This is a genomic window from Streptomyces platensis (assembly GCF_008704855.1).
Classification (GTDB): Bacteria; Actinomycetota; Actinomycetes; order Streptomycetales; family Streptomycetaceae; genus Streptomyces; species Streptomyces platensis.
Genome location: NZ_CP023691.1, coordinates 569,988 through 594,683 on the forward strand (window position 1 = coordinate 569,988; position 24,696 = coordinate 594,683).

The following is a 24,696-nucleotide window of genomic DNA, read 5'->3' on the forward strand; positions in this document are numbered from 1 at the left end:
GTCACCGGATGAGCGAGCCGGCGTGCCGGGCCCCCGCCGAGAATCACTGGGACTGCCACCGACGGCTGCGCCCACGGGGCCGGGGGACGGGGATCTGGCCGATGAGTTGGAAGAGGCGTACTGGTCGGTCTACGACGGCGCCGCGGCCAAGTCGACGGTCCGCGAAGTCCTGGTACGGCTGCCGCGCATCGTCCGGCAGATCGGCCGGCTGGCATGGCAGGCCGACCGCTCGGCCACGCTGGCCGTTGTGGTGCTACAGCTCGTGTCCGCAGCCATGTCGGCCTTCGGGCTGGTGGCCTCGGTCGGCGTGCTGCGTGAGCTGTTCGGCCAGGGGCCGACACCCGACAAGGTCCGCAACGCGGTGCCGCAGATCCTGCTCGTGGTGGGCTTCCTGTCCGCACGGGCACTCCTTGAGGCCGGGGTCGCCGTCGCGCAGGCGCGGGTGACACCGAAGATCCGTACCGCGCTGGAGTGTGACTTCCTACGGCTGACCGCGCACGTCCGGCTGGAGGTCGTCGATGATGCCGACTGGCACGACGACGCCTACCGCGCTTCCGACCGCGGCCTGTTCTACGCCCGACAGATCGTCGGCCAGGTCGTCTCGCTGGCCTCCACGCTCCTCGGGCTCATCGGGACGGCCGGCGTCCTCACCGCTCTGCACCCCGCTCTCCTCCCACTGCTCCTGCTGTCCGTCCTGCCCGTGGGTGCCGCGGCCGTACGCACGGCACGGGCCCGATTCCACAGCTTCAAGCGATGGAACGCGCTCCAGCGCCGGGTGCGGGTCTTCTCCTGGCTGCTGCTGGAGCGGGACGCCGCCGCCGAACTGCGCTCCGACACCGCCCAGAACGCCATCCTGGACGAGCACCGCCGGCTGACCGCCCGGATCGCCGAGGAAGACACCCACCTCGGGGTGAGTTCCGCGCTGCTGACGCTGGCCGGCCGGGCCGTGGGAGGCGTCGGGACCGGCGTCACCTACATCGCGCTGGGAGCCATGCTGATCGCCGGGTGGCTTCCGCTGGCGGCCGGCGCCGGCGCGGTGCTGGCGATCCAGACCGGACAGACCGCGTTGACGCGCTTCGTGGATGTGGCGCATCTGGTCTATGAGCACGCCATGTGGGTCGATGACCTCCTGGCGTTCCAGGAACGCTGCCGTGGCCTACAGCCCCGCAGGCGTGCGGTGACCGCTCCCGCCACCGTCGCCACCCTCACGCTCGACGACGTCAGCTTCACCTACCCCGGCAAGGAGATTCCCGCGCTGAGCGGCATCTCGATGACGTTGCGCGCCGGGGAGACCGTCGCCTTCGTGGGCGTCAACGGCTCGGGAAAGAGCACCTGTTCACGGCTGATCGCCGGGCTGTACGAGGCGGGCGAAGGTGCGGTGCGCTGGGACGGGGTGGACGTGCGGGACATGGACGCCGAGTCGCTGCAGGCGCGCGTCGCCACCGTGTTGCAGGACCCGGTGCACTTTCCCTTCAGCGCGCTGGCGAACCTCACGGTCTCGCGCGGCACGCTCACGGAGGCCGATCCTCAACGGGCGTGGGACGCCGCGCGAGCCTCCGGTGCCGAGCAGGTCATCGCCGGTCTGCCGGGAACCTGGCAGGCGGTGCTGTCCAAACGGTTCCGGGGCGGTCAGGAACTGTCGGCCGGCCAATGGGCCAAGATCGCCGTCGCGCGGGGGCTGTACAAGAACGCTCCTGTGCTCCTGCTCGACGAGCCGACCGCGAGCATGGACCCCAAGGCCGAACACGCCGTATATCAGGCGGTGTTGCGGAACAAGAACCGGACGGATCAGATCACCGTGCTGATCTCGCACCGGCTGGCGAGCGTCGTGGAGTGCGACCGGATCTTCGTCTTCGACGGGGGCCGGATCACCGAAGCCGGCTCGCACCAGCAACTCATGTCCCTCGGCGGCGACTACGCCCAGATGTTCACCCTCCAGGCAGCCGGCTACCAGGCCGCGTCCGCACCCTCCGCCCCCGAACCAAGGACGGCACACCCGTGAACGACCAGACTCCACCGACCGATTCAGTCCCGCCGCACCAGCGCCGGCCCCAGCCCCCGCTCCCGCTCCCGCTCCCGCTCCCGCTCCCGCTCCCGCGGGCGAACGCCTCAGCCCTGATCTACAACGGGTCCGGCGCCTACCTCCTGCACCTACGGGACGACATCCCCGGCATCTGGGAGCCCGGATCGTGGTCCCTGCTCGGCGGCGGCCGGGAACCGGGCGACCGGTCTCTGGAGGAGACCATCAGACGGGAGTTACGGGAAGAGGCCGGCCTCGACATCCCGGACCTCGCCCCCTTCACCGTGGAACAGGCCCGGAGCAGCGACGGCACCACCGTCCCCATCCAGATCTTCGCAGGTCAGTGGTCCGGTGACCCCGCTGACCTGGAACTGACCGAGGGCATCATGCTGCACTGGTTCCGGCCAGAGGTCCTGCCCCGCCTGCGGATGGCCCCGTCGACCCGCGACCTGCTCCGCCGCCACGCCGAACTGCTCGACACCGGCCACTACGCCTCCGCTTCATCGACGACGCCTACCCGCTGCCCCCCACCCACCAAAGGAGACACCACCATGCACAGCGACCCCTGGGACACCTGGGACACCGTCGCCCGCCTGGCCCGACGCTTCAACGCCCATGACGACCAACGCGGTCTGGACGCCGCCCAGCAGTGGACCCTCCAGGTGCTGAAAATCGCCGAGGAGACCGGCGAAGCCTCCCAGGCCGTCATCGGTGTCCGCGGCACCAACCCCCGCAAGGGCGACAGCCACACCTGGCAGGACGTACACGCCGAGGTCGCCGACGTCATCATCACCGGCCTGGTCGCCCTCGCCCGCATGCGCCCCGACGACGCCGCGCCCTACCTCCGCCGGCAACTCACCGCCAAAGCAGCCAAGTTCCTCCCTCCACCGAGCCCGGCGCAGGTGTCACCCCTTGCGTGAAAACGCAATGAGCCGCATCTGACTGGCGCCGGGGCTCGGATGCCCGCCGTCGCTACCCGAAACGCACCAAGCGTCGCGCAGCCGACGGGAGCGGGGGTGGGGCGGCGGCGCCGGCGGGGCGCAACGCACACACGCCCGGAAACACCATCGATTGATTTTCGATCGAAACCAATCGATAATCGATACATGCATCGTTTCTACATCGCCGCGCTCCGGGTCGGCATCGCCGCAGCAATCTTGTTCGGACTCTTCGGCCAGATCGTGGTCATCCCGACCACGGCAGCCGATGAGGTCGACCGCTTCCCTCCCTACGCCCCGTTCGCCGCGCCCTACGTGACGGTGGCGATCGTCGGGATCGTCTGCATCCAAGTGGCGCTCGCCGCCGTGTGGATGCTGCTCACCATGGTCCAACGCGACGCGATCTTCACGCCGCGGGCGTTCCGATGGGTCGACACCATCATCGGGTGCTCGCTCGTGGCGACGCTGCTGGCAATCGGTGTCACCGGACATCTGGCTGTCACCGACATCCCCTCCCCCAGCGACGGCATGGAGGTCATCGGCGCACTGGCCGCAGCGATCGCGAGCGTCGGCGTGGGGGCAGCGTTCGCGATGCTCATCGTCATCATGCGCAGCCTCTTGCACAAGGCGACGGAGCTACAGACCGAGATCGCCGAGGTGGTCTGATGGCGATCATCGTCGACCTCGACCTCCAGCTCGCCAAACGCGGCCTCTCGGTGGGCGAGTTCGCCGATGCCGTCGGCATCACCCCCGCCAACATCGCCGTACTGAAGAACGGCCGCGCAAAGGCCGTACGCTTCACGACACTCGACGCGATCTGCCGCACACTCGACTGCCAGCCCGGCGATGTACTGCGCTGGGTGCCTGACGAGGGGGCGAGCGACACCTAGGGGGTGTCGTATCAGGCAACGTTCGCCCGGTAATTCGCGGCGCGGGCGGGACACGCGCCGCTAAAGTCGCCTGCATGGCTGAGACTCAGCGCCGCCCGGTGCCCCGCAATGACGGCAGTGAACTGGATACCGCCATGGCTTTCCTGTCGTTCTCCAGGCAGTGCGTGGTGAAGAAGACCGACGGACTGACAGAGGAGCAGCTACGCCGGGGCTTGGTGGAGTCGGGGACCACGCTGCTGGGCCTGGTCCATCATCTGACTCTGGCGGAGCGGTTCTGGTTCGGGTATCACGTGGCCGGTCGGGAGTCGGACAATCCCGGGGAGGTCGGCATGCAGGTGCCGGCCGGTCGTAGTGCCGGGCAGGTGCTGGCCGATTACGACGCGGCGATCGCGGCCAGCGACGCCGTGATTCGTTCCGTCGGCGACCTGGGAGAGCCTGTCGCGATACCGGTCGAGGGCACGTTCCTCTCGGTGCGGTGGGTCGTTGCTCACATGACCAGCGAGACCGCCCGGCATGCTGGCCACGCCGATATCTTGCGGGAACAGATCGACGGGACGACCGGGCGCTAGTGCCGCATCACAGAACCCTCGTCCCGTTGTGAGGTGACACGACGGTGGACATTGGCCCGAGCGGTTCGGTGCCGCCAAGCTGTGCGTCCCGCACGGCGCCGGCGTGGAGGTAGAAGTCCAGGCTCCCGCCGGTTCGCAGCTCCGCACCGCCCTGGTCCTCCGGCAGCAGCGCGATGTCCGCATCGAAAGCGGTGTGTGCGCCGATCGAGCCCGGGGCTGCGAGCACCTGGCCCCGTTCGATGGCTTCCGTCGTCGCGCCTGGCAGGAGCAGGCCTACGTTCATGCCCGTATGCGCCTCCTCGACGCGTTGCCGGCACCCGTCGATACGGGAGACGCGGGTGATGGCACCGGCGCCGAAACCCACGATCTGCACCTCGTCGGCTGTGCGGACCCGCCCGCGCTCGATCCGGCCGGCCACCCGGACCAACCTGCCCTGGTTCAGGGGGAAGACGTCCTCGACGACCAGCAGGAACGGCGCCTCCGCGGTATTCATCGCGCCCCCACTCTCGCCCTCATCCTCACCCCGGCGCATCCTCGTGCGCGGGCGCCCGAGGCTGACAACGATGACTGTGCGTCCAGGCGCCGCCGGCAGGAGCAGCACAGCCCGTTGTCAGTGGTCCCCGGCATCATGGTTGGCATGACACAGAGCACTGTCGATGCACTGCACACACTCGCGCGCGAGTACTTGCCTCAGGAGATCGCCGAGCGATGGATCGGGCTGCTGCGGCCCGGGCTGCGCCTGGAGAAGGCCGAGGGGGCGGGCTCGGCCGTCGGTCGGCTCGGTGGGTTGCCGGGGCTGCCGGAGGGTGAGGAGTGGCCTGTGTGGGAGGGGCATGGGCCACTTGCCTTTGTTGCTTCGCTCGACTGTGCCGCGCTCCCCTCGGGCGCCCTCGATATCGCCATGCCGACGGACGGCACGCTGGTCTTCTTCTACTTTGACGGGCAGCTGGACGACGGCTGCGCGGTGGTCGATCCCGGTGAGCCCGACAGTTGGGCGGGAGCGCGCGTGCTGTACATACCTGCGGGTGTGCCCGTTGCCGAGCGGACGGCGCCGGAGGACATTCAGCCGTACCCCGAGGTACCGCTGACGGCACGTGTGGAGACGACGGCACCGCACCTCTGGCACCCGGTGGTCTACCGGGAGTTCGCGCCGATGCCCGACGACCATCCGGTGTGGGACGAGGACTTCCAGGAGGCCCTGGGGGATCACTTCGGGGGCACGGAGCACCGTATCGGTGGCCATGCGCACCCGGTGCAGGGCGAGGTGGAGACCGAGGTCGCCCACAGCGCGCTGGGGAACCCGCCGTGGAATGACCCCCGTATCAAGGAGGAGGCCCTCCGATGGGTGCTGCTGGCGCAGTTCGACTCGGATAACGACGCGGACATGATGTGGGGCGACTGCGGTGCCCTCTACTGGCTCATACGTCCCGAAGACCTGGCCGAACGCCGCTTCGACCGCGCGATGTTCACCTGGCAGTGCTGCTGAGGCCCCCCGCATCCGCCCCCACCCATACCCGCGTCAGGCGAGCGCCCAGTGACGGAGCTGCCCGTCGTGGCGGGTGAGCCAGGTGCCGTCGCCGAGGGGGGTTACGTCCTCGCTGACCGGTGCTGGGTAGTGCAGTCGGCCGAGGGGCTGGAGCGTTGGCGCCTGGATCAGCCAGTGGCAGATTCCTGGGGTGCGTCCCTGCGGGTTCAGCTTGCCGGTGACGACGACATGGTCGGAGTCGAGGACGTAGGCGTCGTCGAACTCGTCGTAGTCGGGGTCAGTGGCGAGCTCCTCCAGGTCGACCAGCTGGCCCAGGCTGTCCAGCCCAGCCGGCCCAGCCGCCGACACCCTGGCCTGCATGCCCGGTCGGTGGGGACAGCCCTACCCATGATTGGGGGGTGTGGTACATGGTCACCGTCCCGGCCGACGGCAAGTCTTGGGGGATGAGACAACACACGTCCGCCTTCCTCGCATTGCTCCTTTCGCTCGGCGCCGTGGCCGCCGCAGCGGCCCCCTCCTCGGCACAGTCGCCCGTACCCGCCCTGGAACGGAACGCGCACGCACTGCGCACCACCGAGCCCCGTGGGAACCTGGACGATCTGCGCCCGCTCGGCCGCATGGTGAAGGACGCGCAGGTGGTGGGTCTGGGCGAGGCCACCCACAGTTCGCATGAGTTCTTTGCCATGAAGCACCGGGTCTTCCGCTATCTCGTCGAGGAAAAGGGCTTCCGCAGCTTCGCCCTGGAGGGAAGCTGGAGCACCGGACTACGGCTCAACGACTATGTGCTGCACGGCAAGGGCGATCCACGGCAGGTCATGCGCGAGGAGTTCCAGAGCAACTACTCCTGGTGGAACAACACCGACTACCTGAACTTGCTGACGTGGATGCGCAGTTACAACAGCCGGCATCCGCGCGATCCGGTCCAGTTCATGGGCGATGACTTCGGGTACGCCGGGCCGGAACTCTATGACCGGGTGACCGGATATGTGGCCAAGACCCACCCGGCGCTGCTGCCGCGCTTCGCCGAGCTCTACCGCGGTCTGCGGCCGACGACCACTGTCGACGCCCATATCAACGGGTATCTGAAACGGCCGCTGGCCGAACGGAAGGCGATAGCCGACCGGACCGGGCGCGCGCTGAATCTGCTCAAGCAGCAGCAGCCCGGCGCGAGTTCCGGCGGTGGGAAGGCGCACGCCTGGGCCGTACAGCACGCCACCGCCATCGATCAGACGGCCCGGGGCTACGCCTTCGACGTCGACGATCCGCGGCAGGGGGCGGCGGCCATGCGCTATCGCGACGCGGTCATGGCGGACAACGTGGCCTGGTGGCAGAAGCACACCGGGGACAAGACGTTGCTGTCGGCTCATGATGGGCATGTCGCCCTGCGGACCCACGACCCGAAGCACTACCCCAAGGTGCAAGGGAGCTTCCTGCGCGACACGTTGGGCACCCGCTATGTGAGCATCGGCATGACCTTCGACCGGGGCTCGTTCAACGCCACCGGGGCCGACGGGCGGGTCCGGGCCTTCACCGTAGGTCCCGCGAAACCGGGCAGCAATGAGTACACCCTGGACCGGGTGCGCCACCGCGACTACGTCCTGGACCTGCGCACCGCCCCGCCCGCAGCGCGCACTTGGCTGGCCACGGCCCGTATGACCAAGACCATTGGCACGGCATATCCCGGGCCCGGGACGGAGTACCGCATCGCGCTCGCGCGGTCACACGACATCGTCGTCCATCTGCACCGCGTCCGGGCTGCCCGGCTGCTGACTGCCCCGGCGCCCGCCGGGAAGTGAGCCGTCGGCGTCCTCCGCGGCGGCCGGTCGCCCTGGTCACGAGGCCGGTGACCAGGGCGGTGACAAGAGCGGTGACCAGGGCAGGCCCGGCGGGTGACCGGGGCGGTGACCGGGTCACCCCGGTGTCCGGCCGGGTCCGCGCGCGACGGACGACCCCGCTCAGTCCACCGTTTGGTCGCCGTCAGGCAGATCCTCGACCGTCACCTTTCCCCGCGGCTCCCCGAGCCCGTCCGCCACCGCCCTGGCCAGGCCCTTCGGGTCGGGACCGGTGGGTACGGGCACCTGCTCGCCCTCTGCGTAACTCTCGATAGCCCTGGTGAAGTAGCTCGGAACCCAAGCACCGACGGCGCCCCTGACCTCCACTGCGCGAACTCCCCGCGCCCCGATGCGCTGCTTGACGGCGGCGAGGATCTGATCCGACCGGTACTCCCCCGGCACCTGGAACAGGCCGGCGTGCGCGCCGACTTTTCCACCGTCCCGGAGGCGGACGGTCACCGTCAGACAACTGGTCACGCTCGGATAGCGGATCGTCCCGCCGGGCCCGACCTCGCCGACCTGGCCCTCGGTGATCCTGAGGTGCGCGGACGCGGGTGTGACGGGCTCCGTCGTACGGGCCGAAGGCGCCACCGGTCCCGGGTGAACCTCGCTCGCGACCGCGGGCTGAGCCTGGGCCACGGCCACACCGCCGGCACCCAGGGAGAGCGCCAACAGCGCGGTGACGGGTAACCCTGCCGCGCCCATACCGCCGCCGTTCGTTCGCCGCCACCGCACCTGTCGTATCTGCCGCATCCGCGCCACACATCCTTTCGCCGCCATGGTGAAGTCCTTCTCCCCATCCTGCGTCCATGAGCAGTCGCACCCCGTACGTCCGGGCCGTTGAGCGCCACGCACGTCCTGGGAGGGACTGCCCGCCCCAGATGATGCGCTTCGCCGCCTGCGACCGTGCAATGGAGAGGGGGAGGCTGCGGAGTCGGCGGGAGGCGTATACGGGTGGACAGGCGTTGGGCCGCACGTCTGGCGCTGGCGGCAGGGACGGCGGCGCTGCTGGTCCTGCTGGTGTTTGCCGGGATTCGGAGCATCGCGCTGGTGGGCGTGGGAGTGGCCGGGCTGGCTGCCACGGCGGCCGGACTGTGGTGGGTGCTCGCACACACCGGGGTGCTCAGGGTGCTCGCGCTGATGCTGGCGACCGCCACACCGGTCGTCGTCCTGGTGCTCTACGCGACCGCCGGGCTGCTGTGGGTGGTGCTGGTCTCGCTCGCCTTGTGGACGCTCGCCGTCTTCACGGGCAGATCGGCACTGGCACCGCACACCGAGCCGGCCCGCGCACCGGAACGCCCGGTCGCCCCGCCGAGACGCCCGTTCCTCATCATGAATCCGCGCTCGGGCGGCGGTAAGGCCGGCAGATTTCACCTGGCGGAGCAGGCCAGGGCTCTCGGCGCCGAGGTCGTCGAGCTGGATCCCGCGCAGCCGCAGGATGTGGCCGAGCTGGCGAGGCGGGCCGTCGACGAGGGCGCCGATCTGCTCGGTGTCGCGGGCGGCGACGGGACACAGGCGCTGGTCGCGGGTGTGGCGGCGGCACGCGACGTGCCGTTCGTCGTCATCTGCGCCGGGACCCGCAACCATTTCGCCATGGACCTCGGTCTCGACCGTGAGGATCCCTCGGCCTGCCTTCAGGCGCTCACCGACGGTGTCGAGCTGCGCATCGACCTGGGCTTCATCGATGTCGGGCAGCCCACGGCAGAGGGCCAGGGGCGCGTCTTCGTCAACAACGCCTCCTTCGGCGCGTACGCGAGCGTGGTGCAGAGCCCGGCCTATCGCGACGACAAGGCCCGGACCATCCTTCAGATGTTGCCGGACCTGCTGACCCATCACAGCGGCCCGTGCCTGAAGGTGCGTACGGACGCCGTGTCCATCGACGGGCCGCAGGCCGTCCTGGTGAGCAACAACCCCTACCGGATGGGCGATCCCGCGGGGTTGGGGCGGCGGGATCGGCTGGACTCCGGCGTTCTCGGAGTGCTCGGTGTCACGGTCGACAACGCGGTGCAGGCGGCCTCGATGCTGCGCGGCCGACGTGGGCCCGGTCTGACCTCGATCGCCGTCCCGGAGGTGGTCATCGATGCCGATGCACCCGCCGTCCCGGCCGGTGTCGACGGCGAGGCCCTCACCGTGCCCACCCCCGTACGCTGCTGGCTCGAACCCGGCGCTCTGCGCGTACGGCTGCCCCGCCACCGGCCCGGCACGCCGCGCGGCAAGCCGCCGATGGATTGGCGCAGGGTGCGCAGGCTGGCCCTGACGGTGGGACGGACCGCGGCAGGGCGGGACACCGGCTGATCAGCACCGGCCGGTCCGTGGCCCGGCACCGGAATCCGACCGATCAGCACCGGCCGCTCCGCAGCCCGGCACGGGAATCCGGCTGATCGGCGCCGGCCTCTCCGCAGCCCAGTGGAGGCGCGACATCGTGCCGGATCCCGCCCATCGGTGACCGGATAACGACCCTCCGTGGCATCTTGGTCCACTTTTTGAGTTTCGCCGCCGTAACGGAACCCCGGCATCCACCAGCCCCTCTCTCTGGGCGCCCACTGGGGCACTTCAGGGCGAATAAATGCGATGAGGACCGTTATGCGTGATTACAGTCGGCGAGGCATGCTCGGACTCGGGGTGGGAGCGGCGGCGGCTCTGTCCGTAGCGGGCTGTTCCCCCTCCGGTTCGTCGGACTCCGGCAAGGTGGCGGCCAAGCCCGGGCAGCAGAAGCCCCGGTCGAAGCCGATCGGCGACGGCTCGACCGCGCACACCGGAAAGCAGCCCCACCAGCCGCCCCAGCCGGAGCGGCTGAAGCCCGGCCAGAAGCCGCCCCAGTTCGTGGTCTTCTCCTGGGACGGCGCGGCCGAAGTGGGCAACGGACTCTTCCCCCGGTTCCGCAAGCTGGCCCGCGACCACAATGCCTCGATGACCTTCTTCCTCTCCGGGCTGTATCTGCTGCCGGAATCGAAGAAGCGCCTGTACCGCCCGCCGAACAACCCCGTCGGCGCCTCCGACATCGACTACCTCACCGATGACCACATCAAGCTGACGCTGAAGAACCTGCGCGCGGCCTGGCTGGAGGGCCACGAGATAGGCACCCACTTCAACGGCCACTTCTGCGGCACCGGCAGCGGCTCGGTCGCCCACTGGACCCCCGCCCAGTGGGACTCCGAGATCGAGCAGGCCATGGACTTCGTCACCAAGTGGCGGACCAACACCGGCTTCACCGACCTCGACCCGCTGCCCTTCGACTACAGCAAGGAACTCGTCGGCGCCCGCACGCCCTGCCTGCTCGGCCAGCAGAACCTGCTGCCCACGGCGAAGAAGCGCGGCTGGCGCTACGACGCCAGCTCGCCCGGCGGCCTCCAGGTCTGGCCCACCAAGAAGCAAGGCATCTGGGACTTCCCGCTCCAGTCCATACCCTTCGGCAACCTCCCCGCCGGAGTCCTGTCCATGGACTACAACATGCTCTACAACCAGTCCCACAACTCCACCAAGGGCCCGCCGGCCAACTACCCGCGCTGGCGCAAGCAGGCCGCCGACGCCTACATCGCCGGCTTCCAACGGGCCTACGAGACGAACCGCGCCCCCCTCTTCGTCGGCAACCACTTCGAGCAGTGGAACGGCGGCATCTACATGGACGCCGTCGAAGACGCGATCAAGCACATCGCCGACGAGAAGCACCAGGACGTCCGACTGGTCTCCTTCCGCCAGCTGTGCGACTGGCTCGACGCCCAGGACCCCAACGTCCTCACCGACCTGCGCCAACTCGGCGTCGGGCAACAGTTCACCGGACGCGGCTGACGAGTTCCGGTGGGGGTGCGGTACGGCAATTCCCGCATTCCACCAGCCAATGGTTCAAGCTATTTCCCCAGATTGGACAGTGAGCAGATATGAGGTGGGCTTCCGCCCTCAGCGCGGCCGCTATCGGAGCCGGTGCGGTCGCCGGACCCGTCGCCGCGGCTACGCCATCCGTCGCAGCACCCCAGCGGGCCAAGGCAGTTACTTCGAAGGTGGAATGCACATCCAGCGATCACAAGCTGGCCAAGAAGCTGGCGGCGGATATAACCGAGGCGCTGGCGAGCCGGGAGAGCATGGCGTCGCTGTCCTTCTTCGACCGGCCCACCGGGACCAGTTGTACCTCCGACGCTGCCAAGAAGTACGACGGGGCCAGCGTGACGAAGACGGTCATTCTCGGTGCCTTGCTGTACCAGAAGGGCGGCACCCTCACCGAGGCGGAAGACGCTCTCGCACGCAAGATGATCATTGATTCGGACAACACCGCCGCGACCACGCTGTGGAAGCAATTGTCCGATCTGAAGGATCCCAAGAAGCCGGACCCTGTCAAGATTCAGGAATTCCTCGACAAGGCCGGGATGGGCAGCACCGTCCTCGACAAGGAAGGCTCCTGGGGCCTCACTCAGGTCACCGCGAACGACCAGGCCAGGCTTCTGCGCCTCTTCACGGGCGCCGACGACTCGGTCCTCGGGAGCAGGAGCCGCTCTTACGCACTTGAGCTCATGAATCAGGTGCAGAGCCTCCAGCGCTGGGGTGCCACCGCCGGCGCTCCGCTCGACTCCGTCGTCCATGTGAAGAACGGCTGGCTACAGCGCAGCCAGAACCCTGACGTCGATTCTTTCGACCGGGGTGACTGGAAGGTGAACAGCATGGCGGCCCTCACGGAGAACGGGTACGGCTCCGGGCTGGTCGTCCTCACCGAGAACAACAGAGTCCCCGAAGGGCACCCCACAAACGAAGGGTGGGACTACGGGATCGAAACGATAGAGACCGTCTCCCGCGCCATATACCGGGACGTTTATCCGGACGCCGAGGGCTACCACCCGAGCAGGCCGACTTCTCCGACCAACCCATCCGCAGCCGAGCCCGGGGTGGCTCACTGAGCACTCCCCCGGGCTCGGTCAGGACGATCAGGCCGGCCGGTGTTCGGGCGCCGGGGCGGAATTGATGTCCAGAATCTCGCGGAAAGCGGTCATGCACGGCGAGCAATAGCGTGCGGTGGGGTCGTCTTCCTGGTCCGATGGCCTGGGGCCATGGGAAGCCAGCTTGCGGCCGCACAAGGTGGCACGGGCGTCGTGCTTGGCCATGACGTGCCACACCTGTCCTGAGCTGCCGGTCGTCGAGGGGCCGGCGCGCATCTCGTACATGGGCCTCTCCCTGGTGCTGGTGGGGGGACTGGACGGCAGGGAACCAGCCGCCGCCAGTGCCGTGGGTCCGGTTCCATCCGTTGTTCATGGAACACGAGGGCACCCGCCTGGGCCATCGCGGGAGGGCTGGTCGGGTGAACCGGCATCGTGCCGAGTTCGAGTGCCGACAGCCGGGGGAAAGGATGCCCGCCGCGCGAGCGGGCCGCCACGGACCGAGCGGTGTGAGGGGCCATCGGAATCCCCTCAGACATCCTCACAAGCCTCCGCACGTCGCTGACGGTGCAGGGCTGTGGTGAGGGCGGACACCGTCGGTGACCCCGGTGGGCAGGACACCGCGACCCGCGCGTACGGGGCCGCGGGACGGAGGTCCACCACGACCGTCGGCGACCGGCGTGGGCGGCGCAAGGCGAGGAAGTCCTGGCCCGCACCGTGCCGCCACACTCCCAGGCACAGTGCGCCCGGAACCACCAGTGCACGGGTGCGGACGCGAATGCCCCGCAGCGCTCGCCACCAGTCCGGCTGGACGCTCACCCGCTCCACGGCGGCCAGCGGCACCCGTACGTCCCCGTGCCGGACGATGAGCTTCTCCCACCACGCGAGCCCCATCACCAGCTCGTCGCCGTCCACCGTCAGCCGTGCCACGGCCACACTCCTGCTCGGGTCGCTGGTCAGCTCTGTCCTGGGACTGACCCCTGCCCGCTCCCGGAAATCGGCTACCGCACCGTCCGGCAGTCGGGTGACGGGCGGCCTGCCCGCTCGCGGCGGCGCACCTCAGGGGCCGCTGTGGATGACCTTGCGGGCGGCCTGGAGCCAGCCGGCCTTCTGGGCAGCGAGCTTCTCGAATTCCGTGGTGTGGCTGCGCACCGCACCGTGCTGCAACCGGGTTTCCGCCGTGCTCCAGACCGACACGAGGCGGGTCTCTCGTTTGCACCGCACATCCGTCTGTGCCACCGCGATCTCGTGACGGGAAGGCCGGGGTGTTTTGGCCCAGCGGTCGTCGCCGGCGGCGGCGAGCGGATCCGGATAGCGATAGCCGTCCCGCTTCATGCAAGCGCTCCAGGAGCGGACCACGGAGCTCACCGCGCGATCTTTTTGAGAGGCGGTGAACTCCTCACGGATCCGGCGGTTGAACAGCGCCGTGCTGCTCTTCGGGACGTCGCGGAGCAGGCGGGCGTGGGCCTTCTTCCAGCACCCGCTGACGCCGTCCTTTCCGTACGCAGCGAGCTGCGCGGCGCGTGGCATCTTCTCCCGGGCGCGCCAGATCTTGTCCCGTCGGGCGGTTTCGGGCGGGGCCGGCGGCTGGTGGTAGCCGAACCGGAGGGCGACATCCGGCTCGATGACCCCGTAACGGCGTCGTTGCGGCGGGTCCGGGTCGACGGCGCTCGGTTGGGGAAGCGCGGTCCATCCCTTCCCCTTGGCGCGCATACATCCGCGGATCAGGACGTCTTCGGCCGATTCGATGGTGTGGACATCGGGGCCGGAGAGCGCGTAGGCGTCGAAGGGCAGGACCAGGCGGCGTACTTCCTTCGAAGCGGGCGGCACGGCCGGGGGCGGCGCGCTGTGGCGCGGCGGGGAGGGCACCACCCCGGAAGAACACCCGGTGGCCAGAACCAACAGGGCCAGAACGGCGGCGGTATGACGGAATTGCATGGTGGCCTCACTACGCACTGCGGCGCGGTGGGACGGCCGCTGCCGGTCGCCCCACCGCACTGCTCTGCTCTCCTCTGCTCTCCTACCGGAACGTCACGCAGCTGGCCTTGTTGTCGAACCCGTTGTTGGACAGGTCGTTGTCGGAGCTGTGTGCGTTGGAGTAGTAGTGCGGCCCGACGCAGCTGCCGGGGTGGTCACTCAGCACCACGAAGTGGGACGTGGTGTTGTTGACCGAGCTGGTGCCGTTGTCGATCGTGCGGCCCTTGTGCGGTCCGCTCAGCCAGCGGTTGTTCCGCAGGTCGCGGTCGGAACCCGTGACATAGGCGTAGCCGCCGTGCCGGTCGTCGTCCTTGAAGAAATAGAACTTGGCGGCCGCGATGCCCACCTCGGCCGGGGCCGCGGAGTCACCTGCCGCTGCGTGCGGCACGGCCGGAGTGGCGGTGGTGGCGTCCGCGGTGGCCGCGCCGATCCCGATCAGTCCCACCGTGCTCAGCGCCGCCGCGCCCACCGTCCGCATGATGTTGCGCTTCATGTGCTCTTTTCCCCCTTGAATCAACGGTGTTACCGACGTGGGGTGGGGCCTTCCCGGTCATGGAACGCCCCCTCCCCCGGGCGCTGCCCGGTGTCGGAGCCGGATCGATTCAAGCACTTGTCGCACAGCAGGTACACCGAATTCGATCAGATTCGAAAGCACGGGGCGGGGGACGCGTGCGGGCAGCGGATAGGTGGATGCCCTGGCCTGCGAGTCTGTGCCCCTACCGGCGCAGAGGGCGGTTACGAGCCATGTGCAGATTCGACGGAACGCGGGTGCGGCGTGGTCGAGTTGGGCTCCCGGAAGGCGTCGCCGCGTGTCATTCACCCCAGCGTTGTGTGTACCCCTCTCGCAGCGGGCCGCCGAGCAGGTGGAGCAGCTCCCCGGCCGCGGCTGCCAAGGGGGCGGGGTCGCCGTGTTCGGCCACTGCTTTATGGCCGTCCAGCAGGGCCCTGCCCCGTACCGGGTCGGCGATGAGGAGCCTTCGGGGCAGCCATTTGCCGATGCCTGTCCAGGCCCGGTGGTGGGCGGTGAGCAGATGTGCGGCCTCGCGCAGGGTGAAGTCGGCGAGGGTGAGCTGTTCGTACCGGTCGGACGGCTGAGTGTCGCTCAGGTCGTCCATGAAGCAGGTGAGGACGTAGCGGCCTCGTTCCCATTCGGTGGGGGTGAGGGGCGGAGGGCCGGACGCGAGAACGGCGCGGGCCTGGGCACGTGCACGGGCCACATGGCCGTGCGGATCCATCAGCGGCAGTCCCTGGTCATAGATGAAGAGAACGGTGCCCCGGCGGCGCGCTCTGTCCCATTCGAAGAATCCGGGAAGCTCCGCAAGGGTGTGCAGGAACAGTTCGGCCAGGCGGCCGTCGTGGCGGATCACTTCGCGACGGCCGGTGTCCGAGTCCGGAAGCAGGATCGCCACGTCCAGGTCGCTGGTCGGAGTGGCGCGGCCTTGAGCTGCTGAGCCGCCGAGTATGGCGCCCAAAGCCTGCGGGTAACGGCTCGCGATCAGACGAAGAGCTTGGACTGTCGGTGCTGCTTGATCATCCATGGGCGTTCATGGTGCCGGCCCGGGCGGCCGTCTCTCCCTCCAAACGGTGCTGTTCGGTCCACCCGTACTGTTCGGCCCACTCGGCCCACTCGGCCCACTCCGGATCGCTCAGCGCAGATCCAGGCCGAGTTCCTTCTCCAGCACGGTGGCCTGTTCCGGTGTGGCGAAGACGTAGTAGCTCTCGTAAGTGGCTTCCCTGAGGTGCACGAAGTCGGCCAGGTAGAACCGGCGGGTGTCGTCGCCGGGGTCGGGATCGACGTGGCCGATGAACTCGGAGATCGCCAGATGGTCGAGGTAGTCGAACGAATGGTGCTCGGTGTCCTGGGTCACCAGGACGCCGTTGCGGGTGAACTCCAGGATTTCGCCGTACTCGCCGCCGTGCAGCTTGACGTCGGTGATGGTGACCGCGCCGTCGGTGAGTGCCTCGGCCTCCTTCAGCAGGCTCGTATAGCTCTCCTCCAGGTCGTCGACATCGTCCGCGTGGGCCGAGACCGCCACACCGAACGCTTCGAGCGCATCGGGCACTTCGTGGGGTGGCAGCTCCTCATGGGCGAAGCGGGCGTACTCCGTGAGCACGTGGTCGGCCTTCTCCCGGGACACCATGCCCAGCCGCGTCAGGAGCGCCCCCACGTGTGCGTACGACGACGCCTTGAACCAGAACAGCTCGCCCTTCAGCCCGCGCCGCCGCTCGTTCGGTGCCCCGTCCCCATCCTCCTCTGGGAGCAGCTCACGCAGGCACTCCAGCGGAATCGCCGCGCCTCCGATCCGCTTGTCCGGCTGGTCCACGAACGGCACCTCGGTCCAGACGTTCTCCCGCGAGCCGGGGGCCCCGGGCTCGGCGTCAGGATCGAAGGGTATGTACTGCCACACCGCGCCCTTGTTACGGCGGATCACCTCGCCCAGATACCAGCAGGCGCCCTGCACGAACGGCTCGTCCCGCGCCGCGTCGAACTCCGTCGCCGTGGCGAACCGCTGCTTCACGACCGCTTCCAGCCAGTCCAGCGTGCCGGGGTGGTAATTCCACCGCCACGCTCCGTCGAAGGCGTCCTTGACCCAGGCCGAGAGCCCTGCACTCCGCTCGGCCAGCCACGCCGACAGCGCCGGTTCCTCCGGGCGCGCCACCCTGGGGTCCACCAGCGGCGTGTACTCCTTGACCGGCTGCCATCCCGGAATCGCCTGCTGTCGCGCCGTCACGGTCTGCCGCAGCCGCGCCATCTCCTCGGCGAAAGCGTTCCCCGTACGGACGCGGAGGGCGTACGAGATCAGCAACATCGGGGCGACGGGCGAGAGTTCCAGTTCCGGGTCCGGGCAGATGACCGGCTGCCCGGGGCGACCGTCGACCGGCCGGGTGTTCCAGCCCCACGCGCCGCCGGCGACGCCGAGCAGGACTTCACCGAGGTAGGCCGTCGCACTCTCGACGAGCTCGGCCCACTTCTCGTTCTCCTCGCCGGAGTTTTCCTGCTCCAGCAGGTGGGCCTCCAGGGCGTCCAGCGACAGCGGGCCGTAGTCGAAGGGGAAGTCCTCGGGAAGGAGCAGTCGCTCCAAAAGCAGTATCTGATACGGCAGTTCGTCGGACCACTTCTGGAGGAGATGTGGCGGGGAGTTCTCCGGCTGTGTCTCAGCGGTCATGCGGAACACTGTAGGGGCGAGCACTGACATCGGACCGGTTGAGACATCGGACCGGCTCAAGACCCGGGGTCCGGCGGTGCCTCAAGGTGTGAGGTGGAAGCATCCGCTGAACCGGCCGCATGTCCGGCTCCACCACATCCGCTGAAAGGCAGTTTCGCGATGGGACACGTCACGCAGGACTCATGGGACGCCCATTACGGAGAAGGCCGTTCCTTCCGGCCGCTCGACGACGCCGAAGTCACCCTGCTCCGTGACCTGGTCCCCGCCCCGCCCGGCGGCGGCCATGCCCTGGACGTGGGCTGTGGCCTGGGCGAACTCGCCCGGCATCTCGCGACCACCGGCTACACCGTCGATGCCCTCGACCACGCCTCCACCGCCCTCGGCATCGCCGAACAGACGCCACCGGAATCCGGCACGGTGCGCTTCGTACGGTGCGACATCGAGCGGGACTCCCTCGACGCACTGCGCTCCTCGTACGAGCTGATCGCCTTCCGGCTGAGCTACGCCTTCATCGGCGACCGCACCCGTGTCCTGCGCCGGCTGCGCGAACGGCTGAGCTCCGGCGGCGCGGTCGTGGTCATCACCCCGGTCGCGGAGGCGGTGCCTGCCGACCGCGGCGGCATCGCGCTCGACGAGGAGGAGATCGCCCTGCTGTCCGCTGGATGGCACACGGCCGAACGGCATGACGCCGCAGGGCTGGCGTTCCTCGTACTGCGCGACCCCGTCTCGGGCCCGGTGGCCTACCGGGGCAAGGGGCGCCCGTCGCCGCACGCGCTGACCGGGGCGGGTGTCGTGGTGACCGATGAAGCGGGCCATGTGCTGCTGGGCAGGTCCCGGAAGGGGACGTGGGAGCTGCCCGGCGGCAAGAACGACGGCGGCGAATCGTTCGTCGAGGCCGCCGTGCGCGAGCTGGAAGAGGAGACCGGGCTGACGGCGAGGGCAGCCGATGCGCGGGTGTTGGCGATCCTGATGGACGCCGTGGACGGCATGCCGCGGGTGACCGCCGCCGTGCGCGTCGTCGGCTTCTGCGGCGAACCGGCGGTGCGGGAGCCGGAGCTCATCCACCGCTGGGAGTGGCACGACACCGCCGACCTCCCCACTCTCGCCGCCGACCTGTTCACACCCAGCGCCCATGTCCTGAATGTCGTCTGGCCCGGGCTGCTGCCCGATCTGCCGCCCGTCCACCGGTACCCCCTGGCATAGCGCACGCGGCCGGAGGCCGGGGCCCGCCAAGCCCGAGTCCCGGCAGGGCAGCCCGGCAACTGCGCCCGGCCGACCTGTCGATGCGGGTCGATGGATCGCGGGCGACGCGTCACGCCCGGGCGCGGGCCATGACCGTACGGTCGGTGACCACGACGAGCAGCCCCAGGACGCTGACCGCGACCATGGTCAGGGCGATCAGGTGCAGACGGTGGTCGTTGACCTCACTGTGGAACACGACGGAGATCAGCGCGGACGAGGCGATCGAGCCGAGGAAGCCGAACGTCCGGAACAGCCCCGCGGCGGTGCCGATCTCACCGGCTCCGACCTGGGTGTACAGGGCGGTCTGATGGGCGCTGATGGTGGTGCCCAGGGTGACCCCGAAGACCAGGGTGATGGCCACGATCCAGACGGTCGGGGTGCTCGCGGTGAGCGCGAGCACCCCGGCCGAGGCGGCCAGACAGGACACCGCCGCGACGATGAGCGGCGTACGGACCAGGTTCCGCTGCGAGATCGGCCGGGCAATGAGAGCGGAGAGCGCACTCATGGGCAGCAGGAGCAGGCCGGCCTCCTCGGAGGACATGCTCCGGCCGGCCTGGAGCCACTGGGTGAGGCCGTAGAGGACGGTGTAGACGCACAGCCCCGCCAACGCGAAGCGCAGGTAGGTGCGGGTGAGCGCCGGATTCCTGGCCAGCAGACGCACATCGAAGAACGGCCGGCGCGCCCGTAGTTCCCACCACACGAGCCCCACGCCGATGACCACGGCCAGACCGAGAACGGACCAGTCGGCCTGCGGGAGTCCCGTCAAGAACACCAGTAGCGCTGCGATGGCCCCGCCGAAGCCGATGATGCCCGCCACGTCGAGGCGTGCGGCGAGCTGCCGAAGTGTTCTCGGCCCCGCGACCGGCGGGTCGGCGGGAATCCAGCAGAAGGCCATGGCGAGGGCCAGGAGCGCGAAGGGGAGGTTGATGAGGAACGTGGTCCGCCACCCCCAGGCGTCGACCAGCACACCGCCGATCGGCAGGCCGAGGGCGGAGGTGGCCGCACCGGCGATCATCAGGCCGCCGAGGACGCCGCCGGGCGGGGCGTCCAGCCCGGCCGCCTCCGCCCGGCGGCGGATGAGCAGCATCGCCGAGGGATAGACGGCGGAGCTGCCCACCCCGATCAGCACCCGGGCCACGACCAAGGCGGTCAGGTCCTCCCCCAGTCCGCCCACGACCCCGCCCGCCAGGACGATCAGGACGCCGGCCAGGAACACCCGGCGCGGCCCGAACTCCTCCGCCAGCTTGCCGCCCACCGGCTGGGCGATCGCGCAGGCCAGGTAGAGCGCCGACACCAGCACCGCGGTCCGCCCCACCGGGACATGGACGGCAGCCGCGATCGGTACCAGCGCGGTCGCGATGAGCGAGGTATTGATCGCGTTGATCGCCGATCCGGTGAACAGCGGCGTCACGAACCGCCACGAGAACGCGGGCGCGGTGTGTGAGGTGGCGGGCGGCACCGGCGCCGCCGTCACAGGTGCTCGCCCAGCCGCTCGATCAGCGGCGCCGCCGCCCGCAGGGTCTCCAGCTCGGCACGGGTGAACCCGCCGGTGGCGAGTCCCTCCGCCAGCTGTTCGGCCCGGACGCCGCGCCGCTCCCGCAGCGCTTGCTGCCCCGCCTCGGTCACCGAGATGACCACCCGCCGGCGGTCAGCGGGATCAGGATGGCGCTCCACCAACCCGCGCTGCCCGAGCCCGGCGAGCGTCATCCCCATCGCCTGTGGGGTGATCTGCTCGGCCCTGGCCAGCTCGCTCGTCGTGGCCGACTCGGCCCGCTCCAGGCGCGACAGGGCCGACACCTCGGGCAAGGTGAGCTCGCCCTCGACGGGTTGGCGAAGCCGCCGTACGAGCAGTCCCAGGCTCGCCTGGAGCGCCGAACTCACCGCGCTCACATCCGGATCGACAATAGGAAAGCTACCTTTCATAGTTTCGACCCTACACTCGACGGTCCCGGACGGGCTGACGAGTGGGCCCAGCCGTCCGCGCGCCGGCGGTCCGGGGCTCTCGGGACGAGCGGTAGCCGTGCCCGCGCCTCAGCCGATATGAAGGGGGCTGCCGCGCCGAACGGGGGACTCCATGCGGCTGCGTGTCATGGAGTTCGACGATCCCAACTCACGCCATTCCGTGCGCCATTACGTCCACCGAGCCCTGGAGCAACCGCTTCCGTTCGGGGCGCCCGGGGAGCCGGTTGACCGTGTCCGGCGCTGGTTTCAGGCGGACGACCGGGTGTTCGGCCGCCTGGTGGAAGTCCGTACCGAACCCGGCACCCCGACCGCGGAGTTCTTCGATGAGGTGTTGCGGGCCACCCATGCGGCCGGCCGGTCCTGGCTCCCGCCGGCGGTGGGACGGCAGGTACGGGAAAAGATGCAGGCCGATGCGCGGCGGCAACTTGCGAAATGGCGGGCCGAAATGCCCCCGGAACGAGCGGAGTTGCTGGCGCAGCTCTGTGGGTCTCGGGGAGGCTCCTACACCCTGCCGGGAGACCACGGCACGCTGAGCTCAACGGCCTGACCGGGCCGCAGTTGGGCATCCTGGTGCTGGAGCGCCCCGCCAGTTGGTCCAGCGCCCGTCGTTACTGGCGACTGGTACGCGCCCCCGGTACCGGCCACAGCACACCGCGGACCCGGACGCGGCCGCCCGAGAGGCCGTCGCAACGCTGCACGCCCTGAACAAGGGGGCAACACCCCACGATCAAGCAGCGTTCGAGAAGGCCCGCGCAGCCGAGCAGCGCATCCTCGCCGCCTTACGGCCCGGAGCCGACCACGCCGGGCAGTACGAGCTGCGCGGGCACAACGTCGTGCTCATCTCTCACTCAGGAGGCTCCATGACCGAGAACTTCACCTTCCACGGGCAGACCACCTTCATCAACCGTCCGGTCGACACGGTCCTCCGCGACTTCCAGAACACCCACGCAAGCGTCCCGCACGAGGAGGACCTCGCCGCCCTCCTGCGTGCGGTGCTTGCCGCCCCACTGAACGAGGCGGACCGGGAACAGGCGGCACAAGCCGTCGTTCAGGTGGCCGACGACCTCGCCGTCCCCGACCCCGACGCCGCCAGGAACCGGCTCGCGTCGCTCCGCACCGCCCTCACCGGAGCGGCCGGAATCGCCCAGCCCGCCTTGGACATCATCAGCAGAATCCTGCCGCTCCTGGGGTCCTGATTTGTTCGTGGCCTGCCGACCGGAGTCGGTCAGTCGCTGTCCACTCCGGCAGCGAAACGGCGTGCCGTACGCCGGCCCGCGTAGCGCTCCTTGCGGTTGTCGGCCTTCACCATCTGCTGCCGCTCCTTGATGCAGGCGCGGACATTGCACCCCGCACAGCAGGTGTGGCCGAACAGCAGCACGCCGGGGTGTTCCCACCGGCAGCGGGTGTCGGGGTCCTCCTGCGTCGGGCGCGGCGGCAGATCACAGGCACCGTAGCGGTGGTCGTGGACCGGCCGGGGGCGGTGTTCCGCGTGACGCACCCACAGCGGCTTCGTCTTGTCCGTACGGGACATCTCGTTCCTTCCGGAACCGCCGCCCGTGCTCCCGGACTTTCCGGGCGGGCGGCTGGGTTCGGAATGCCACGGCGACCCCCTCCTTCCTTTGTCCACAGCACCTGCCGGGCGGAATCCGGCGCCCCATCGGGTGGTGGTGTCCCGCTGAATGCATCCGGAGCCACCACGCTTTCAAGGGTTCGGTGCGGACGGCACTTTAGGGCACGCTCCGCGGGAACGACATCTCTTTTTCGGGCTTCGACGCGGGCCGCAACGCGGACGCCGGCGTAAGCGCACTACCAGCCCTAGCGACCGAGAGCCTTGCGGAGCTCTTCCTTGTTCATGTGGGAGCGGCCGTCGATGTGCTTCTTCTTGGCCTCCTCGTACAGCTGGTCCTTCGTCGGGCCCTGCGGCCCGCTGCGGGAGCGTTCGCCGCCACGCCGGGAGGCGGATTTGGGGTCGCGGGTGGAGACCTTGCCGGCGGACTGCGCCTCACCGGAGCGGGCGCGTTCCTTGTTCACGGTGCGTGCCGCGATCTCCTTGGCGCGCCTTTCCGAGACCCCGTGCTCCAGCGCGTTCGCCTTGATGTGCTCGTACTGCCGCTCACGCTTCTTGTCCGAACCTGCCGGCATGCTGCCGCTCCTTGTCGAATGGGGCGTCTTGCCTGTGCCGAAGGTCGCCTGCCCACAGCCGGGCGCGTCCACCGGCGGTGGCCGTGCATCTACCACTCCACTGCCAACGGGCGCGGTGCGCGACATGGGAGAGCCGACCAGGCAGCGTCCGCGCAGCCAGATGGTGGAGGCGGTGCGGCAGGGAGGGCTCGCGGCCTTGCCAGGCTCCGGTCGGGCCACCAGCGCCTTCCGCCCGAGCGTGCGCGGGGCGTCGGCGGCCGCTGGGCGGGCGGGTGAGGCGGTCGGACCGTAGCGTGAGGGGGCGGAGCCGGCGGCGCGGAGAAGGGCAGGGAGACGGCGGCGATGTCAGGGATCAATTACGCGGCGCTGTTCGCCGCCACGCCGAGCCCCTACCTGGTGCTGGGGCCCGACCTGGTGATCGTGGAAGTCAACCAGGCCTACCTGGACGCGACCCGGCGCACCAGGGACGACCTGATCGGGCGGCATATCTTCGACGCCTTCCCGGACAACCCCGCCGACCCCGAGGCCGACGGCGTACGGAACCTGAACGCCTCGCTGCACCGGGTCCTGACCTCGCGTGAGCCCGACACGATGGCCCTCCAGAAGTACGACATCCCGCTCATGGGCAGGCCCGGAGTGTTCGAGGAGCGCTGGTGGTCGCCGGTGAATACGCCGATCCCCGGGCCGGACGGGTCGGTGGCGTGGATCATTCACCGGGTCGAGGATGTGACCGCGTTCGTCCAGGCCCGGGCCGGCGGCGACCGGCCACCGACCGGGCAGCTCACCGAGCGTGAGGCTCTGGAGGCCGAGCTGTACGCCAGGGCGCGCGAGCTCCAGCGGCTGAACGAGGAGCTGCGCCTGGCCCACACCCGTGAGCGCCAGGTGGCCGTCACCCTCCAGGAGGCCATGCTCCAGTCACCGGATCTGGCCCGGCACCGGGAAGTCGCGGTGCGTTATCTGCCCGCCGCCGGCTCGCTGAATGTGTGCGGCGACTGGTACGACATGGTCGACCTGCCCGACGGCCGCTTCGCGGTGGCCGTCGGCGACGTCGTCGGGCACGGTCTGGAGGCCGCCGCGGCGATGGGCATGCTGCGCAGCGCCCTGAGCGCCGCGATCCGCGCCCTGGAGCGGCCGGCCCAGGCGCTGGAGGTGCTGGGGCTGTACGCCCGATCGGTCGAGGGGGCGCTGAACACCACCGCCGTCAAAGCGCTGGTGGATCCCCGCAGCCGCCTGATCATCTACAGCAACGCGGGTCATCCGCCCCCGGTCCTGGTACACGCAGACGGCAGCTATGACCTGCTGGACCAGGCCACCGACCCACCCTTGGGCGCCCGGCCGCAGCACGTGCCCCGCCCCCAGGCCGGTCTGGCCTATCACCCCGGGGACACCCTCGTGCTGTACACCGATGGGCTGATCGAACGCCGCGATGAGGACATCGACGCCGGGCTCTCCCGGCTGACCGAGGCCCTCAGCAGCTTCCGAGCCCTTTGCCCGGAACGCCTGGCCGACGCGCTGCTCGCCCACCTCGGCCTCACGGGCGGCGCCCGCGACGACATCGCCTTGATCATCACCCGGTTGTGACGGCCGCCCGCCGCAGGCGGCACGGCGG

General features: G+C 69.6%; 27 protein-coding genes. 14 read left to right on the forward strand and 13 right to left on the reverse strand.

What is annotated here, in order from left to right:
• Positions 1–22 precede the first annotated feature (22 nt).
• The 5 genes from CP981_RS02425 (at position 23) to CP981_RS02450 (ending at position 4,417) form a co-directional block, all read left to right on the forward strand.
• The gene (locus tag CP981_RS02425; protein WP_244329506.1) at positions 23–2,002 is read left to right on the forward strand and encodes an ABC transporter ATP-binding protein; all 1,980 of its coding nucleotides are present in this window, start codon (positions 23–25) and stop codon (positions 2,000–2,002) included.
• Positions 1,999–2,940: an NUDIX domain-containing protein gene (locus CP981_RS39330; protein WP_341873667.1), complete on the forward strand. Its 942-nt coding sequence runs from the start codon at positions 1,999–2,001 to the stop codon at positions 2,938–2,940. Before CP981_RS02425 ends, CP981_RS39330 begins: the two co-directional genes overlap by 4 nt.
• Before the next feature lie 186 nt (positions 2,941–3,126).
• Positions 3,127–3,624 (forward strand): DUF2975 domain-containing protein, encoded by a 498-nt coding sequence (locus CP981_RS02440; RefSeq protein WP_085923040.1) that lies wholly within the window; start codon positions 3,127–3,129, stop codon positions 3,622–3,624.
• The gene (locus CP981_RS02445) at positions 3,624–3,848 is read left to right on the forward strand and encodes a helix-turn-helix domain-containing protein (protein WP_085923039.1); all 225 of its coding nucleotides are present in this window, start codon (positions 3,624–3,626) and stop codon (positions 3,846–3,848) included. The genes CP981_RS02440 and CP981_RS02445 overlap by 1 nt, the downstream gene beginning before the upstream one ends.
• A 74-nt stretch (positions 3,849–3,922) precedes the next feature.
• Positions 3,923–4,417: a DinB family protein gene (locus tag CP981_RS02450; RefSeq protein WP_085923038.1), complete on the forward strand. Its 495-nt coding sequence runs from the start codon at positions 3,923–3,925 to the stop codon at positions 4,415–4,417.
• A gap of 7 nt (positions 4,418–4,424) precedes the next feature.
• On the opposite strand, the gene CP981_RS02455 is transcribed toward CP981_RS02450, so the two are convergent.
• Positions 4,425–4,910 carry an EF-Tu/IF-2/RF-3 family GTPase gene (locus CP981_RS02455; RefSeq protein ID WP_085923037.1) on the reverse strand — a complete coding sequence of 162 codons (486 nt, stop codon included), beginning with the start codon at positions 4,908–4,910 and terminating at the stop codon, positions 4,425–4,427.
• 144 nt (positions 4,911–5,054) lie between these two features.
• On the opposite strand from CP981_RS02455, the gene CP981_RS02460 reads away from it, so the two are divergent.
• Positions 5,055–5,903, forward strand: coding sequence for a YwqG family protein (locus CP981_RS02460; RefSeq protein ID WP_085923195.1), 849 nt, complete (start codon positions 5,055–5,057; stop codon positions 5,901–5,903).
• A gap of 33 nt (positions 5,904–5,936) precedes the next feature.
• On the opposite strand, the gene CP981_RS02465 is transcribed toward CP981_RS02460, so the two are convergent.
• Complete coding sequence (locus CP981_RS02465) at positions 5,937–6,263, reverse strand: hypothetical protein (RefSeq protein WP_085923036.1); 327 nt, start codon at positions 6,261–6,263, stop codon at positions 5,937–5,939.
• Between the two features lie 83 nt (positions 6,264–6,346).
• Here CP981_RS02465 and CP981_RS02470 point away from each other — a divergent pair, with 83 nt between their 5' ends.
• Positions 6,347–7,699 (forward strand): erythromycin esterase family protein, encoded by a 1,353-nt coding sequence (locus CP981_RS02470; RefSeq protein ID WP_085923194.1) that lies wholly within the window; start codon positions 6,347–6,349, stop codon positions 7,697–7,699.
• A gap of 159 nt (positions 7,700–7,858) precedes the next feature.
• Here the strand turns inward: CP981_RS02470 and CP981_RS02475 are convergent, their stop codons facing one another.
• Positions 7,859–8,488, reverse strand: a complete 630-nt coding sequence (locus CP981_RS02475) for a hypothetical protein (protein ID WP_244329507.1) — start codon at positions 8,486–8,488, stop codon at positions 7,859–7,861.
• Positions 8,489–8,689: 201 nt separating this feature from the next.
• Here CP981_RS02475 and CP981_RS02480 point away from each other — a divergent pair, with 201 nt between their 5' ends.
• The 3 genes from CP981_RS02480 to CP981_RS02490 all read left to right on the forward strand — a co-directional run bounded on the left by CP981_RS02480 (position 8,690) and on the right by CP981_RS02490 (position 12,621).
• Positions 8,690–10,030: a diacylglycerol/lipid kinase family protein gene (locus tag CP981_RS02480; RefSeq protein ID WP_085923034.1), complete on the forward strand. Its 1,341-nt coding sequence runs from the start codon at positions 8,690–8,692 to the stop codon at positions 10,028–10,030.
• A gap of 288 nt (positions 10,031–10,318) precedes the next feature.
• Positions 10,319–11,524, forward strand: a complete 1,206-nt coding sequence (locus CP981_RS02485) for a polysaccharide deacetylase family protein (protein WP_208852882.1) — start codon at positions 10,319–10,321, stop codon at positions 11,522–11,524.
• A gap of 209 nt (positions 11,525–11,733) precedes the next feature.
• The gene (locus CP981_RS02490; protein WP_244329508.1) at positions 11,734–12,621 is read left to right on the forward strand and encodes a serine hydrolase; all 888 of its coding nucleotides are present in this window, start codon (positions 11,734–11,736) and stop codon (positions 12,619–12,621) included.
• 27 nt (positions 12,622–12,648) lie between these two features.
• On the opposite strand, the gene CP981_RS02495 is transcribed toward CP981_RS02490, so the two are convergent.
• The 6 genes from CP981_RS02495 to CP981_RS02520 all read right to left on the reverse strand — a co-directional run bounded on the left by CP981_RS02495 (position 12,649) and on the right by CP981_RS02520 (position 17,741).
• Positions 12,649–12,885 (reverse strand): hypothetical protein, encoded by a 237-nt coding sequence (locus tag CP981_RS02495; protein WP_085928546.1) that lies wholly within the window; start codon positions 12,883–12,885, stop codon positions 12,649–12,651.
• A gap of 243 nt (positions 12,886–13,128) precedes the next feature.
• Positions 13,129–13,527, reverse strand: a complete 399-nt coding sequence (locus CP981_RS02500; protein ID WP_085928545.1) for a hypothetical protein — start codon at positions 13,525–13,527, stop codon at positions 13,129–13,131.
• A gap of 129 nt (positions 13,528–13,656) precedes the next feature.
• Positions 13,657–14,535: a hypothetical protein gene (locus CP981_RS02505; protein ID WP_085928544.1), complete on the reverse strand. Its 879-nt coding sequence runs from the start codon at positions 14,533–14,535 to the stop codon at positions 13,657–13,659.
• A gap of 82 nt (positions 14,536–14,617) precedes the next feature.
• Positions 14,618–15,067: a hypothetical protein gene (locus CP981_RS02510; RefSeq protein WP_085928543.1), complete on the reverse strand. Its 450-nt coding sequence runs from the start codon at positions 15,065–15,067 to the stop codon at positions 14,618–14,620.
• Positions 15,068–15,386: 319 nt separating this feature from the next.
• Positions 15,387–16,112 carry a nucleotidyltransferase domain-containing protein gene (locus CP981_RS02515; protein ID WP_085928542.1) on the reverse strand — a complete coding sequence of 242 codons (726 nt, stop codon included), beginning with the start codon at positions 16,110–16,112 and terminating at the stop codon, positions 15,387–15,389.
• 108 nt (positions 16,113–16,220) lie between these two features.
• Positions 16,221–17,741, reverse strand: coding sequence for a hypothetical protein (locus tag CP981_RS02520; RefSeq protein ID WP_085928541.1), 1,521 nt, complete (start codon positions 17,739–17,741; stop codon positions 16,221–16,223).
• Positions 17,742–17,900: 159 nt separating this feature from the next.
• On the opposite strand from CP981_RS02520, the gene CP981_RS02525 reads away from it, so the two are divergent.
• Positions 17,901–18,944, forward strand: a complete 1,044-nt coding sequence (locus tag CP981_RS02525) for a bifunctional class I SAM-dependent methyltransferase/NUDIX hydrolase (protein ID WP_085928540.1) — start codon at positions 17,901–17,903, stop codon at positions 18,942–18,944.
• 109 nt (positions 18,945–19,053) lie between these two features.
• Here CP981_RS02525 and CP981_RS02530 read toward each other — a convergent pair whose 3' ends face one another.
• Together CP981_RS02530 and CP981_RS02535 are read right to left on the reverse strand one after the other, a co-directional pair.
• Positions 19,054–20,457: an MFS transporter gene (locus tag CP981_RS02530; protein ID WP_208852883.1), complete on the reverse strand. Its 1,404-nt coding sequence runs from the start codon at positions 20,455–20,457 to the stop codon at positions 19,054–19,056.
• Positions 20,454–20,873, reverse strand: coding sequence for a MarR family winged helix-turn-helix transcriptional regulator (locus CP981_RS02535; RefSeq protein ID WP_244329510.1), 420 nt, complete (start codon positions 20,871–20,873; stop codon positions 20,454–20,456). Before CP981_RS02535 ends, CP981_RS02530 begins: the two co-directional genes overlap by 4 nt.
• Positions 20,874–21,072: 199 nt before the next feature.
• Here CP981_RS02535 and CP981_RS02540 point away from each other — a divergent pair, with 199 nt between their 5' ends.
• Both CP981_RS02540 and CP981_RS02545 read left to right on the forward strand, forming a co-directional pair.
• Positions 21,073–21,492, forward strand: a complete 420-nt coding sequence (locus tag CP981_RS02540; RefSeq protein WP_143659091.1) for a hypothetical protein — start codon at positions 21,073–21,075, stop codon at positions 21,490–21,492.
• A 313-nt stretch (positions 21,493–21,805) separates the two neighbouring features.
• A complete protein-coding gene (locus CP981_RS02545) occupies positions 21,806–22,141 on the forward strand; it encodes a hypothetical protein (RefSeq protein ID WP_085928537.1) in 336 nt (111 codons plus the stop codon).
• Between the two features lie 29 nt (positions 22,142–22,170).
• On the opposite strand, the gene CP981_RS02550 is transcribed toward CP981_RS02545, so the two are convergent.
• Together CP981_RS02550 and CP981_RS02555 are read right to left on the reverse strand one after the other, a co-directional pair.
• A complete protein-coding gene (locus tag CP981_RS02550; protein WP_085928536.1) occupies positions 22,171–22,476 on the reverse strand; it encodes a hypothetical protein in 306 nt (101 codons plus the stop codon).
• Positions 22,477–22,760: 284 nt separating this feature from the next.
• A complete protein-coding gene (locus tag CP981_RS02555; RefSeq protein WP_085928535.1) occupies positions 22,761–23,087 on the reverse strand; it encodes a plasmid stabilization protein in 327 nt (108 codons plus the stop codon).
• Between the two features lie 342 nt (positions 23,088–23,429).
• On the opposite strand from CP981_RS02555, the gene CP981_RS02560 reads away from it, so the two are divergent.
• The gene (locus tag CP981_RS02560) at positions 23,430–24,668 is read left to right on the forward strand and encodes a PP2C family protein-serine/threonine phosphatase (protein WP_085928534.1); all 1,239 of its coding nucleotides are present in this window, start codon (positions 23,430–23,432) and stop codon (positions 24,666–24,668) included.
• Positions 24,669–24,696: the final 28 nt, after the last annotated feature.

Excerpts from the sequence above, each read along its gene's own strand:
- CP981_RS02485 (WP_208852882.1), top strand. The coding sequence starts at position 10,319 with ATGCGTGATTACAGTCGGCGAGGCATGCTCGGACTCGGGGTGGGAGCG.
- CP981_RS02460 (WP_085923195.1), top strand. The coding sequence starts at position 5,055 with ATGACACAGAGCACTGTCGATGCACTGCACACACTCGCGCGCGAGTAC.
- CP981_RS02520 (WP_085928541.1), bottom strand. The coding sequence starts at position 17,741 with ATGACCGCTGAGACACAGCCGGAGAACTCCCCGCCACATCTCCTCCAG.
- CP981_RS02510 (WP_085928543.1), bottom strand. The coding sequence starts at position 15,067 with ATGAAGCGCAACATCATGCGGACGGTGGGCGCGGCGGCGCTGAGCACG.
- CP981_RS02440 (WP_085923040.1), top strand. The coding sequence starts at position 3,127 with ATGCATCGTTTCTACATCGCCGCGCTCCGGGTCGGCATCGCCGCAGCA.
- CP981_RS02495 (WP_085928546.1), bottom strand. The coding sequence starts at position 12,885 with ATGTACGAGATGCGCGCCGGCCCCTCGACGACCGGCAGCTCAGGACAG.
- CP981_RS02550 (WP_085928536.1), bottom strand. The coding sequence starts at position 22,476 with ATGTCCCGTACGGACAAGACGAAGCCGCTGTGGGTGCGTCACGCGGAA.
- CP981_RS02540 (WP_143659091.1), top strand. The coding sequence starts at position 21,073 with ATGGAGTTCGACGATCCCAACTCACGCCATTCCGTGCGCCATTACGTC.
- CP981_RS02545 (WP_085928537.1), top strand. The coding sequence starts at position 21,806 with ATGACCGAGAACTTCACCTTCCACGGGCAGACCACCTTCATCAACCGT.
- CP981_RS02455 (WP_085923037.1), bottom strand. The coding sequence starts at position 4,910 with ATGAATACCGCGGAGGCGCCGTTCCTGCTGGTCGTCGAGGACGTCTTC.
- CP981_RS02465 (WP_085923036.1), bottom strand. The coding sequence starts at position 6,263 with ATGCAGGCCAGGGTGTCGGCGGCTGGGCCGGCTGGGCTGGACAGCCTG.
- CP981_RS02445 (WP_085923039.1), top strand. The coding sequence starts at position 3,624 with ATGGCGATCATCGTCGACCTCGACCTCCAGCTCGCCAAACGCGGCCTC.
- CP981_RS02555 (WP_085928535.1), bottom strand. The coding sequence starts at position 23,087 with ATGCCGGCAGGTTCGGACAAGAAGCGTGAGCGGCAGTACGAGCACATC.
- CP981_RS02560 (WP_085928534.1), top strand. The coding sequence starts at position 23,430 with ATGTCAGGGATCAATTACGCGGCGCTGTTCGCCGCCACGCCGAGCCCC.
- CP981_RS02475 (WP_244329507.1), bottom strand. The coding sequence starts at position 8,488 with ATGCGGCAGATACGACAGGTGCGGTGGCGGCGAACGAACGGCGGCGGT.
- CP981_RS02515 (WP_085928542.1), bottom strand. The coding sequence starts at position 16,112 with ATGGATGATCAAGCAGCACCGACAGTCCAAGCTCTTCGTCTGATCGCG.
- CP981_RS02505 (WP_085928544.1), bottom strand. The coding sequence starts at position 14,535 with ATGCAATTCCGTCATACCGCCGCCGTTCTGGCCCTGTTGGTTCTGGCC.
- CP981_RS02450 (WP_085923038.1), top strand. The coding sequence starts at position 3,923 with ATGGCTGAGACTCAGCGCCGCCCGGTGCCCCGCAATGACGGCAGTGAA.
- CP981_RS02525 (WP_085928540.1), top strand. The coding sequence starts at position 17,901 with ATGGGACACGTCACGCAGGACTCATGGGACGCCCATTACGGAGAAGGC.
- CP981_RS02470 (WP_085923194.1), top strand. The coding sequence starts at position 6,347 with ATGAGACAACACACGTCCGCCTTCCTCGCATTGCTCCTTTCGCTCGGC.